The following is an 11762-nucleotide window of genomic DNA, read 5'->3' on the forward strand; positions in this document are numbered from 1 at the left end:
GAGAGACATGGTTGTGCGACTCGAGGGCCGGGTGGCCGTGGTGACCGGCGGCGGCAGCGGCATCGGGCTGGCGTCGGTGCGGCGGCTCGCGTCCGAGGGGGCGAAGGTCGTCGTCGCGGACGTCGACGCGGAGTCCGGCAAGGCCGCGGCCGACGAGGTGGGCGGGCTGTTCGTCCAGGTCGACGTGACCGACGAGGAGCAGGTGGCGGCGCTGTACCGGACCACCGCGGACACCTACGGGTCGGTGGACGTCGCGTTCAACAACGCCGGCATCTCGCCGCCCGACGACGATTCGATCCTGACCACGGGGATCGAGGCGTGGGACCGGGTGCAGAAGGTCAACCTGACGTCGGTCTACCTGTGCTGCAAGTACGCGATCCCGCACATGCTGGAGCGGGGGCGCGGATCGGTGATCAACACCGCGTCGTTCGTGGCCACGATGGGAGCGGCGACGTCCCAGATCTCGTACACGGCGTCCAAGGGCGGGGTGCTGGCGATGAGCCGTGAACTGGGCGTGCAGTTCGCCCGGCAGGGCGTTCGAGTGAACGCGCTCTCACCCGGACCGGTGAACACGCCGCTGTTGCGCGAGCTGTTCGCGAAGGACCCGGAGCGGGCCGCGCGGCGGCTGGTGCACGTGCCGCTGGGCCGGTTCGCCGAGCCGGAGGAGATCGCGGCGGCGGTGGCGTTCTTGGCCAGTGACGACTCGTCGTTCATCACCGCGTCGAACTTCCTGGTGGACGGCGGTATCGCCGGTGCCTACGTGACACCGCTGTGATGCCGGTGCAGGACGCGTTGTTCCGCCCCGTGCGGGCGGGCAACGCGTTCGAGGAGACCGTGGAGCGGCTCATGCAGGCGATCCGGCTCGGCGTGGTCGGGCCGGGGGAGCGGTTGCCCGCGGAACGTGACCTCGCCACCCGGCTGGGTGTCAGTCGTGTGACGCTGCGGGAGGCGATCCGGTCACTGCAGGACGCGGGGTACGTCGAGTCCCGGCGCGGTCGTTACGGCGGGACGTTCGTGAACTCGCCGCTGCCCGCGCCCGCGCCGGACCGCCGGGCCGACCCCGCCGAGCTGGCGGACGCCGTGACGCTGCGGGCGGCGGTGGAGACGGGTGCGGCGGAGTGCGCGGCGGGTCGGGCGCTGAGCCCGGTGGAGCGGCGCAACCTCCTCGCGCGCCTGGCCGAGTGCCGTGACGCGTCGGTCGACTCCTACCGGCGCAAGGACTCGCGGCTGCACCTGGCGATCGCCGAGGCGACCGGCTCGCCGTCGCTCACCGCGGCCGTCGCCGACGCCCGGACCAGGGTCAACGCCCTGCTGGACCGGATACCGCTGCTGCCGCCGAACCTGGCGCACTCCAACGAGCAGCACGAGCGGATCGTGACGCACATCGTGGCGGGCGAGCCGGAGGCCGCGCGGCGGGCGATGGCCGAGCACCTGGACGGCACGGCCCTGCTGCTGCGCGGCTTCCTGTCCTGACCTCAGTGCTCGGAGTCGCGTCCCGACGGGCGGTCCGGGCCGCGGTCGCCCCGGTCCCCCCGCTCACCGCGCTCGTCGAACCGCGAGTGACCGGGCCGGTCGGCCCCGACGCCGTAGCGGGGGTGGTGGTCCCGGTCGGCCAGCGCCACGATCCCGCCGCCGAGGACGAGCCCGAGCAGGCCGACGGCGACCAACTGGGTGGCCCGGTGCCGGACGACCCGGCCGACGACCGCACCCCTGCCGGGCGCGGTCGGGTGGTGGTCCTGCGCCGGTGCGGCCTGCTCGCTCGCCGCGGCGGTCGGCTGGGGGTCGGCGGGTGGTGGTCGGTCGGGTTCCGACATGGCGGACTCCTGCTCTTCGGTGCTGGTGAGCGCCATGGTGCGTGATCGACCTGAGGGGAACCTGATCGTCGGCTGTCCGCCGGCTGTGAACGAGATCGTCAGCAAGTGTTGACGGCGCCCATGCGTCAGCATATGTTGACGACATGGCTGCGATCGCCGATCTCGACCCGGCCGCGCACGGCGAGGACCCCGACGCCGGCCTGCGCGCCGTGGCCCGCCTGCGCCGCCTCGTGGAGCAACTGGAAGCCGAGCACGTCGCCGCCGCCCGTCGGGCCGGCTGGTCGTGGCGCGACATCGCCACCCGCCTGGGCGTCACCAAGCAGACCGTCCACCGCAAGCACGGCCGAGAGGACTGACCGGTGTTCCGAGGCGACCACCCCGACCTGAACCGCACCATGGACCGCGCGCTGCGACTGGCACGGGACCTCGGCCACCCGCGCACGGGCAGCGAACACCTGCTCGCCGCGCTCTCAGACGGCGCGTCAGCCGGTGGCACCGTCGCCGACGTCCTCGTCCGCCACGGCGCCACGCCCGCCGCCGTCCGGGACGCCGCGCACCTCGCCGCGCCCCTCGGTGCCGGTGGAGCCGCCGACCGCGCGCTGCTCGCCCCGCTCGGCGTCGACCTGGACCGCCTGCTCGGCCGCGGCGGGCCCGCGCTGGACCGCCCACCCGGCCGTGAGCCGCTGCTCCCGTTCGGCGCGGCGGCGGCACGGCGGCGCTGCGCCCGCCTCACCCCGCCGCTCGGCCTGGACGCCCAGGCGTCCTACTCGGCCTCGCTGGGCCTCGCCCTGGCCCGCCGCGAGCGCGAGCACCGCCCCGAGCACCTCGCCCTCGCCCTCACCGCCCTGGACCCCGGTGTCGCCTGGGTGCTCGAGACCGCCCGCGTCGACCGCGCCACCCTGCTCGCCGACCTGGCCGCGACCTTCCCGCCCCCGCGCCGCCACCCGCTGCTCACCGCCGAACGCCGGCTCGGCCACCGGGTCCGCCACCGCGACCTCGTCCGCCGCTACCAGCGCACCACCGGACGCGCCGTGACCTCGGCCGACGCGCTGCCCGCCCTCATCCGCGGCTGAGCGCCCGCCCGACCGGGTGATCCGCGGGACACCGGGGCGGCCGACCCGGTGCGCCGGAAAAGGACTCGGTGAGCACCGATAACATCAGGGTCGACGGACCTACCCACACCGAGGAGTCACCGTGTCCCAGCCACGTCCCGCAGCCGCTCTCGCCCCACCGCGCGTGGTGGTGCCGGCGGGGACTACCGCGGGGACGGCGGTGCGTGAAGCGGGGCTCCCGGGCAAGGGTCCGGACGCCGTCGTGGTCGTGCGCGACCCCGAGGGCCACCTGCGCGACCTGTCGTGGACGCCGCGGGTCGACGTCGAGGTGGAGGCGGTCGCCGCCGACACCGACGACGGCCGCAGCGTCATCCGGCACTCCGCCGCGCACGTGCTGGCCCAGGCCGTGCAGCAGCAGTTCCCCGAGGCCAAGCTGGGCATCGGCCCGCCGGTCAAGGACGGCTTCTACTACGACTTCCAGGTCGACAAGCCGTTCACGCTCGACGACCTCGCCGCGCTGGAGAAGCGGATGAAGGCGATCGTCAAGGGCGCGCAGCGGTTCGACCGCCGCGTGGTCGAGTCGGTCGACGCGGCCAAGTCCGAACTCGCCTCCGAGCCGTTCAAGCTCGAACTGGTGGACATCAAAGCCGAATCGTCCGACGCCGTCGTCGACTCCTCAGAGATCATGGAGGTCGGCGGCGGCGAGCTGACGATCTACGACAACCTCGACCCGCGCTCCGGTGAGCGGGTGTGGGGCGACCTGTGCCGCGGCCCGCACGTGCCGACGACCAAGCACATCCCGGCGTTCAAGCTGACCCGCGTGGCCGCCGCGTACTGGCGCGGCAACGAGAAGAACCCGCAGCTGCAGCGCATCTACGGCACGGCGTGGGAGTCGCAGGAGGCGCTGGACGCCCACCTGGAGCTGCTGGCCGAGGCCGAGCGCCGCGACCACCGCAAGCTCGGCGTCGAGCTGGACCTGTTCAGCTTCCCGGACGAGATCGGCTCGGGCCTGGCGGTGTTCCACCCCAAGGGTGGCGTCATCCGCAAGGCCATGGAGGACTACTCGCGCGCCCGGCACACCGAAGAGGGCTACGAGTTCGTCTACTCGCCGCACATCACCAAGGGCAACCTGTTCGAGACCTCCGGGCACCTCGACTGGTACCGCGACGGCATGTACCCGGCGATGCACCTCGACGCCGAGCTCAACGAGGACGGCACGGTCCGCAAGCCCGGCCAGGACTACTACCTCAAGCCGATGAACTGCCCGTTCCACGACCTGATCTTCAAGTCGCGCGGTCGGTCCTACCGCGAGCTGCCGCTGCGCATGTTCGAGTTCGGCGGCGTGTACCGGTACGAGAAGTCCGGCGTGATCCACGGCCTGACCCGCGTGCGGGGCATGACGCAGGACGACGCGCACATCTTCTGCACCCCCGACCAGGTGCAGGACGAGCTGAAGTCGCTGCTGTCCTTCGTGCTCGGGCTGCTGCGCGACTACGGCCTGGACGACTTCTACCTGGAGCTGTCCACCCGCAACCCGGAGAAGTCCGTCGGCTCGGACGAGGTCTGGGAGAAGGCCACCGAGGCGCTGCGCGTCGCGGCCGAGGACTCCGGCCTGGAACTGGTGCCGGACCCGGGCGGCGCGGCGTTCTACGGGCCGAAGATCTCCGTGCAGGCCAGGGACGCGCTGGGCCGCACCTGGCAGATGTCCACCATCCAGGTCGACTTCAACCTGCCCGAGCGGTTCGAGCTGGAGTACACCGGCCCGGACGGCAACCGGCAGCGCCCGGTCATGATCCACCGCGCGTTGTTCGGCTCGGTGGAGCGGTTCTTCGGCGTGCTGACCGAGCACTACGCGGGCGCGTTCCCGGCGTGGCTGGCGCCGGTGCAGGTGGTGGGCATCCCGATCGCGGACGAGCACGTCGACCACCTGCTCGCGGTGGCCGGGCAGCTCAAGGCGAAGGGCATCCGGGTCGAGGTGGACGCCTCCGACGACCGGATGCAGAAGAAGATCCGCAACCACACCACGCAGAAGGTGCCGTTCATGCTGCTCGCGGGCGGCAAGGACGTGGAGCAGGGCGCGGTGTCGTTCCGGTTCCGCGACGGCACGCAGATCAACGGCGTGCCGGTCGAGCGGGCCGTGCAGACGGTCGTGGACTGGGTGGCCCGGCGGGAGAACGCCTCGCCGACGGCGGAACTCGTCCAGTGACCGGGTCGTACGAGGAGCGGGGCGGGTACGAGGAGCAGGACGGGGTCGGGGTCGACGACGCGTTGCAGCGCCTGTGGACCCCGCACCGCCTCTCGTACGTGCGCGGGGAGGGCAAGGCCGTCGGCGACGAGCCGGAGGGGTGCCCGTTCTGCCGGGTGATCGGGCTGGACGACGCCGAGGGGCTGATCCTGGCGCGGGGCGAGCTGGTGTTCGCGGTGCTGAACCTGTACCCGTACAACCCAGGGCACCTGATGGTGTTGCCGTACCGGCACGTGCCCGACTACACGGACCTGAGCGGGGCGGAGACGGCGGAGTTCGCCGCGTTCACCCAGAAGGCGATGCGGGTGATCCGGTCCGCCGCCGGGCCGCACGGGTTCAACATCGGCATGAACCAGGGCGTGGTGGCGGGCGCGGGCATCGCGGCCCACCTGCACCAGCACGTCGTGCCGCGTTGGGGCGGTGACGCCAACTTCATGCCGGTGATCGGCCACACCAAGGTCCTGCCACAACTGCTGGGCGAAACCAGGCAACTGCTGGCCGACGCCTGGTCCACCACCAATTGATACGCGAGTCGAACGCTCAGGTCCCGCGTGTCGAACGCTCGCGACCCCCGAATTCGACGCTCGGGTTCGGGTGCGGGGTACCTGAGCGTGGAATTCAGGGGTCCTGAGCGTTCGACACGATGGGCCTGAGCGTTCGACACGCGGGACCTCGGCGTTCGACGCGCGCAGGTTTTTTGGGGTCGGGTTGAACGGCGGGTGGGGCTGTCTCGTTCAGACCGGGTGATAACGCCCGGCTGACGAGAGGTGCACACCCTGTGACGGCCATGACCGAGCCCACCGCGGTGCAAGACCTGCCCCCGAGTGACCGCCCGCTGTTCCTGCGGTTCGGCCGGGGTCCGAGCGCCACCCCGCCGTTCCACCGCATCCACCACGCCTTCGAAGCCCACGCGGCACGGTCGCCGCACGCGCGGGCGGTCGAGCACGAGGGCGACTGCCTGACCTACGGCGAACTCGACCACCGCGCGAACGTCGCCGCCGCCGAACTCCTCGACGCGGGCGTGCGCCCGGGCGATCACGTCGGCGTCTTCTTATCCCGCTCGATCCACATGGTCGTCGGCATCCTGGCCGTGCTGAAGGTCGGCGCGGCCTACGTGCCGCAGGACGTCCGGATCACCCCGGCACCCCACCTCGCCCACGTGATCCGCACCGCCGGCATCACCGTCGTCCTCACCACCACCGAGCACGCCCCCGAGCTGTCCGCACCGAACGTCCTCGCCCTCGACGCGCTCCCGGACCGCCGCGTCGGCCCACCCACCGCGGCACCGGGCGACACGGCCGTCGTCATCTTCACCTCCGGCACGACCGGCGTGCCCAACGGCGTCCGCGTCACCCACGCCAACCTGTGCAACGTCCTGCTCACCGCGCCCGGCGACCTGGGCGTCCGACCGGGCGACCGGGTCGCGCACCTGCTCAACATCGCCTTCGACATGGCGGTGTGGGAACTGTTCGGCGCACTCGCCCACGGCGCCACGGCGGTCCTCCGCGGCCGCGACATCGCGGCGACCGCGAGGACCGCCACCGTCCTCATCGCCACGCCCGGTGTGCTGTCCACAGTGGACCCGGCCGCGTGCCCCGACGTCCGCGTGGTCGCCGTCGCCGGCGAGCGCTGCCCCCAACCCCTGGCCGACGCCTGGTCCGCGCGCGCCGCGTTCCACAACGCCTGCGGCCCCACGGAGGTCACCATCGTCAACACCGTCCAGCGCTACGACCCGGCGACGGGCCGGCTGACCATCGGCCGCCCGATCCCGAACACGACGGTCTACGTGCTCGACCAGGACCTGCGGCCGTGCCCGATCGGCGAGGTCGGCGAGATGTGGGCGGGCGGCGCCTGCGTCACGGCGGGCTACCTCGGCAACGACGTGCTGACCGCCCAGCGCTACCGCCCCGACCCGTTCCTGGGCGGCGACCACCTGATGTTCCGCACCCGCGACCTGGGCCGCTGGACGCCCGACGGCGAGCTGGAGCACCACGGCCGCACCGACGACCAGGTGAAGGTGCGCGGTTTCCGCGTCGAGCTGGACGCGGTCACCTCCGCGCTGGAGACGACCGACGGCTGCGCCCGCGCGACGACCGTCCTGCACGACGGCCGGCTCGTCGGCTTCGTCAGCCCCGCCACCGTGGACGTCCGTGCGGCCACGGACGCCGTGGCACGCGCCCTGCCCTACTACTGCGTGCCGTCACAGGTCGTCGCGGTGGACGACCTCCCGCTGACCGAACGCGGCAAGGTGGACCGGGCCGCGCTGACGTCACTGGTGACCGTCGCATGACCACCACGCGAACCGACGCGCCGTCGGCGTGGCGGCTCAGGCTGCGCAGGCGCCCGTTCACCCACCACAACCGGCTCGCCGCCGCGGTCGTCGGGGCCAACGCGGTCGCGGCGTTCGGCGTGGACGACGCGCGAGCGCTCGCGGACCTGGTCGTGCTCAACGTGGCCCTGGCCGTGCTGGTCCGCCAGCAGCACGTGATCAACCTGCTGTTCCGGCTCGCGACCGGCGCGCCGACGTCGTGGCCGCTGCGGGTGCGCTGGACGCTGGGCAAGGTCTACCACTTCGGCGGGCTGCACGTCGGCGCCGCCGTGTCCGCCACCGCCTGGTTCGCGGTGCTGGCGGTGGTCCGCGACGACCCGCTCACGTGGGCGGTCCTCGCCCTGATGGTCGCGATGGTCGTGTTCGCCCTGCCGAACCTGCGCGCACGGCGGCACGACGTGTTCGAGCGCGTGCACCGCTTCGCGGGCTGGACCGTGCTCGCCCTGTTCGCCGCGGACTCGGCGCGGCAACCCGGTTTCGTCGGCTCCACCGCGTTCTGGGCGCTCCTGCTGGTGGTGGGGAGCGTGGTGCTGCCGTGGACGCGGTTGCGCCGCGTGCCGGTGCTGATCACCCGCCCGTCGCGGCACGTCGCGCTGGTGTCGTTCGACTACGGCGTGACGCCGTTCGCCGGGTCGTCGACCGCGGTGAGCCGACGCCCGCTGCTGGAGTGGCACTCGTTCGCCAACGTGCCGACGCCCGGCCGCAGCGGGTTCCGGCTCACGATCTCCCGCGCGGGCGACTGGACCGGCTCGCTGATCGACGACCTGCCGACCCACCTGTGGGTCAAGGGCGTGCCCACGGCCGGGGTGGGCAACATCGACCGGCTGTTCACCAGGGTGGTGTGGGTGGCGACCGGCAGCGGCATCGGCCCGTGCCTGCCCCACCTGCTGTCGGGGGAGACGCCTGCGCGCCTGGTGTGGTCCACCCGCACGCCGCGCGAGACCTACGGCGACGACCTGGTGGACGAGATCGAGGCCGTCCAGCCGGACGCCCTGGTCTGGGACACCGTCCGCGACGGCAAGCCCGACCTGGTGGAGCTGGCGCTGCGCGCCCACCGGGAGTTCGACGCCGAAGCGGTGATCTGCATCTCGAACAAGAAGACGACCTGGCACGTCGTGGAGGAGCTGGAAGCGCGGGGCGTGCCCGCGTTCGGCGCCATCTGGGACTCGTGAGGAGACCGGCGTGGACTACTCGACCTTGCTCATCGACGAACGGGACGGCGTCACGACGGTCACCGTGTCCCGGCCGGCCGCGCGCAACGCGTTGTCCGGCCGCGTGCTGGCCGAGCTCGACCACTACCTGTCCGGTGTCCTCGCCGGTCCGGCGCCGCGCGGGATCGTCCTCACCGGAGCGCCCGGCCCGGCGTTCGTGGCGGGCGCGGACATCCGCGAGATGGCCGTGATGACGCCGGACGAGGGCGAGCGGTTCGGCGCGCTGGGCCAACGCGTCACCCTGCTGCTGGAGGAGGTGCCGTGCCCGGTCGTGGCGTGCGTGGACGGCTACGCGCTCGGCGGTGGCTGCGAGGTGGTGCTGGCGTGCGACTTCGCCTACGCGACCCGCCGTTCGGTGTTCGGCCAGCCGGAGGTGGTGCTGGGCCTGATCCCGGGCTTCGGCGGGTGCGTGCGGCTCCAGCGCCTGGTCGGTCCCGCGGTCGCGCGGGAGCTGATCTACACCGGCAGGCACGTCGACGCGCCCGAGGCGTTGCGGCTCGGTCTCGTCACGGCCGTGTTCGACGACCGCGATGAGATGCTGGCCGCCGCACGCGCGGTGCTCGGCCGGATCGCGGGCAACTCGGCCACGGCGGTGTCGCTGGCCAAGGCCGCGGTGAACGCCGCCCGGGGCACGGCCGTCGCCGCCGGGCTGGCGTTCGAGCTCGACGCGTTCCGCGCGGCGTTCGGCACCGAGGACATGCGCGAGGGCACGGCGGCGTTCCTCGCCAAGCGACGGCCCGCGTTCCGCGCGGGGGAACCGCTGCTCCAGGACTAGCCGAGGAGGTGCGCGATCAACGACAGTCACATGGCCCTGCTGCGCTCCCTCCACGACGAGCACGCGCCCGCGCTGTGGCGGTACGTACGCCGGCTGACCGGGGACGACGAGCTGTCCCGCGACGTGGTGCAGGAAGCGCTGCTGCGGGCGTGGCGCAACCCCAAGGTGCTGGAACAGGGCGCGGCGGCGGCGCGGGCGTGGCTCTACACGGTGGCCCGCAACGTGGTGATCGACGAGCGGCGCAGCGCCCGCGCCCGCTGGGAGGTCGGGTCGGAGCGGCTGCCCGAGCGGGCGCGGTCCGACCACAGCGACGCGGCGTTGGACGCCTGGTTGGTGGCCGACGTGCTCACCCAGTTGACGCCGGAGCACCGCGCGGTGATCGTGCGTGCGTACTACATGGGCCAGTCGGTAGCCGAGCTGGCCGTCGCACTGGACCTGCCGGAGGGAACCGTGAAGTCCCGGCTGCACTACGGTCTGCGGGCGCTGCGGCTGGCGCTGGAGGAGAAAGGGGTCACCGGACGTTGAGCACGCCAGTCGATCCGTACCGGGACTGGGGTGCCGCGTACGTCCTCGGTTCGCTGTCGCCCGGCGAACGGCGGGAGTTCGAGCAGCACCTGGCCGGGTGCCCGGAGTGCTCGGGGGACGTGGCGTCCTTCGCGGGCGTGCCCGGCATCCTCTCGGTGGTGCCCCGGGACCGCGCGCTCGACCTGCTGGAGCCCGACGAGGAGGCCGACGAACCGCCGCCCGCGCTGCTCACCGGGCTGGTCGCGGCGGAGCGGTCGCGCCGGTGGCGGACACGGGTCCTGGTGGCCGCGGCGCTGGTCGTGGCGGCGTTCCTGGGGGCGGCGGTCGCGCTGGCCGTGCGACCGGCCGCCCCCGACGCCACGACCGCCACGTCCGCCGCGCCGCCCGCGCCGGACGTGACGCTGGACCAGACGATGCCCAGCCCGGTGACGGCCAGCGTGCGGCTGGTGGACGAGGCGTGGGGCACCCGGATCGAGGTGCTGTGCTCGTACGCCGTGCCGGACGGCCCCCCGCCGCCCGTCTTCGCCTACTCCCTGCACGTGGTCGCGGCCGACGGCACCCGGACCCAGGTCGCGACCTGGACCGCCGGTCCCGGTTCCACCACCCGGCCCACCGCCACGACCGGGCTGCCCCGGGCCGACATCACCGGTATCGAGATCAGATTGGTGCAGAAAGACCTGGTCCTGCTCCGGGTCACCCTCTGACCGCGCGCCCGAGCCCCGCCGGACCGTCGCGACGCGCGTACCCGCAGGCTCGGGACCTGCTGCAAGAGCACCTGCACGCCCCGCTGCACGTGCGTTCGCCCGGGAACGCCGGATACGTGTTCCAGATCACCCGCGGGGACGCCCGGCACGGCCGCAGACACCTTCCTGGCCGATCGTCAAGAGGGGTGAGGCGTCGATACGGTGCGTTGCATGACCGCACCTGAGCGTTCGCGGCTGGCCCGAGAACGGCTCTCGCGCGAGTTACGAAGGCTGCGCACCGAGGCCAAGATGACCGGCACGGCCACGGCGCGCGCTACCGGGATGAGCCAGTCCAAGCTGTCGAAGATAGAGAACGGCATGCTCCTCCCGTCCGTGACCGACGTGGAGCGCCTGGTCGCCGAGCTGTCCGCGACCAGGGAGACCAGGGTCGAGCTGGTGGAGTTGGCCCGTCAGTTGCACGCCGAGGCGGAGACCCGCCGCGTGGTGCTGCACCGGGGCGCGCATCGGCACCAGCAGACCGTGGCCCGCATCGAGGCCCGTGCCACCACCAGCCGCTTCTTCCAGAACGCGGGTGTGCCCGCGCTGTTGCAGAGCGAGAACTACCTGCGGGTGGTGCTGAACACGACGCCGCCGCACGAGCAGGACACCGCCATCGCCACCCTGCGCGCCCGTCGTGCCCGCATGGACGACCTGGGCAAGCGGTTCGTCTTCCTCCTCGCGGAGAGCGCGCTGCGCTGGCGGATGGGCTCGGCGGACCTGATGTGCGAGCAGATCGACCACCTCGTGCAGATCATCCGAAGACCAAACGTGCAGCTGGGCGTGGTGCCGTGGACCGCGGACGCGAACCTGGTCGCCCTGCACGGGTTCCAGGTCTACGACGAACGGGTGGTGACGTTGAGCGTGCTGACCGGCAATGCGACCATCACCGACCCCCACGACGTGCGCGAGTACCTGGGACTGTTCGGCCGGCTCGAACGGTTGGCGGTGCGCGGCGACGCGCTGGAGGACCTGCTGGAGCAGATCTCCAGGGACCACCGCAAGCTCGGCTGAGCTGGGCGGTTAGGCTGCCGGGGACCACGTCGTCGGAGTCGGTAGGTGCCCCGCCAC

The 11762-nt window shown here is 72.8% G+C and carries 13 protein-coding genes; 12 read left to right on the plus strand and 1 reads right to left on the minus strand.

The genetic code is table 11. The features are described from left to right. The first annotated feature begins 7 nt into the window (after positions 1–7). Complete coding sequence (locus FHX81_RS35000) at positions 8–775, plus strand: 3-oxoacyl-ACP reductase (RefSeq protein ID WP_141982770.1); 768 nt, start codon at positions 8–10, stop codon at positions 773–775. Further along, complete coding sequence (locus FHX81_RS35005; protein WP_170232286.1) at positions 775–1473, plus strand: FadR/GntR family transcriptional regulator; 699 nt, start codon at positions 775–777, stop codon at positions 1471–1473. Before FHX81_RS35000 ends, FHX81_RS35005 begins: the two co-directional genes overlap by 1 nt. A 2-nt stretch (positions 1474–1475) precedes the next feature. Here the strand turns inward: FHX81_RS35005 and FHX81_RS35010 are convergent, their stop codons facing one another. Further along, positions 1476–1814, minus strand: a complete 339-nt coding sequence (locus FHX81_RS35010) for a hypothetical protein (protein ID WP_141982772.1) — start codon at positions 1812–1814, stop codon at positions 1476–1478. Positions 1815–1957: 143 nt separating this feature from the next. On the opposite strand from FHX81_RS35010, the gene FHX81_RS35015 reads away from it, so the two are divergent. The 10 genes from FHX81_RS35015 to FHX81_RS35060 all read left to right on the plus strand — a co-directional run bounded on the left by FHX81_RS35015 (position 1958) and on the right by FHX81_RS35060 (position 11705). Further along, positions 1958–2170: a helix-turn-helix domain-containing protein gene (locus FHX81_RS35015; protein WP_141982773.1), complete on the plus strand. Its 213-nt coding sequence runs from the start codon at positions 1958–1960 to the stop codon at positions 2168–2170. Positions 2171–2173: 3 nt separating this feature from the next. After that, on the plus strand, positions 2174–2887 hold the full coding sequence (locus tag FHX81_RS42725; RefSeq protein ID WP_141982774.1) for a Clp protease N-terminal domain-containing protein: 714 nt from the start codon (positions 2174–2176) through the stop codon (positions 2885–2887). 121 nt (positions 2888–3008) lie between these two features. Beyond that, entirely contained in the window at positions 3009–5072 is a 2064-nt protein-coding gene (gene thrS, locus FHX81_RS35025; protein WP_246108125.1) for a threonine--tRNA ligase, read from the plus strand. Next, on the plus strand, positions 5069–5635 hold the full coding sequence (locus FHX81_RS35030) for an HIT family protein (RefSeq protein ID WP_141982775.1): 567 nt from the start codon (positions 5069–5071) through the stop codon (positions 5633–5635). The genes thrS and FHX81_RS35030 overlap by 4 nt, the downstream gene beginning before the upstream one ends. Positions 5636–5898: 263 nt before the next feature. After that, on the plus strand, positions 5899–7401 hold the full coding sequence (locus tag FHX81_RS35035; protein WP_141982776.1) for an amino acid adenylation domain-containing protein: 1503 nt from the start codon (positions 5899–5901) through the stop codon (positions 7399–7401). Further along, the gene (locus FHX81_RS35040; RefSeq protein ID WP_141982777.1) at positions 7398–8612 is read left to right on the plus strand and encodes a ferredoxin reductase domain-containing protein; all 1215 of its coding nucleotides are present in this window, start codon (positions 7398–7400) and stop codon (positions 8610–8612) included. Before FHX81_RS35035 ends, FHX81_RS35040 begins: the two co-directional genes overlap by 4 nt. Before the next feature lie 10 nt (positions 8613–8622). Next, positions 8623–9426, plus strand: coding sequence for an enoyl-CoA hydratase/isomerase family protein (locus FHX81_RS35045; protein WP_141982778.1), 804 nt, complete (start codon positions 8623–8625; stop codon positions 9424–9426). A 30-nt stretch (positions 9427–9456) separates the two neighbouring features. Then, positions 9457–9951, plus strand: a complete 495-nt coding sequence (locus tag FHX81_RS35050) for a sigma-70 family RNA polymerase sigma factor (RefSeq protein ID WP_141982779.1) — start codon at positions 9457–9459, stop codon at positions 9949–9951. Further along, entirely contained in the window at positions 9948–10655 is a 708-nt protein-coding gene (locus FHX81_RS35055) for an anti-sigma factor family protein (protein WP_141982780.1), read from the plus strand. The genes FHX81_RS35050 and FHX81_RS35055 overlap by 4 nt, the downstream gene beginning before the upstream one ends. Before the next feature lie 210 nt (positions 10656–10865). Next, positions 10866–11705, plus strand: a complete 840-nt coding sequence (locus tag FHX81_RS35060) for a helix-turn-helix domain-containing protein (RefSeq protein ID WP_141982781.1) — start codon at positions 10866–10868, stop codon at positions 11703–11705. Positions 11706–11762 lie beyond the last annotated feature (57 nt).

The organism is Saccharothrix saharensis, assembly GCF_006716745.1.
Taxonomy (GTDB): domain Bacteria; phylum Actinomycetota; class Actinomycetes; order Mycobacteriales; family Pseudonocardiaceae; genus Actinosynnema; species Actinosynnema saharense.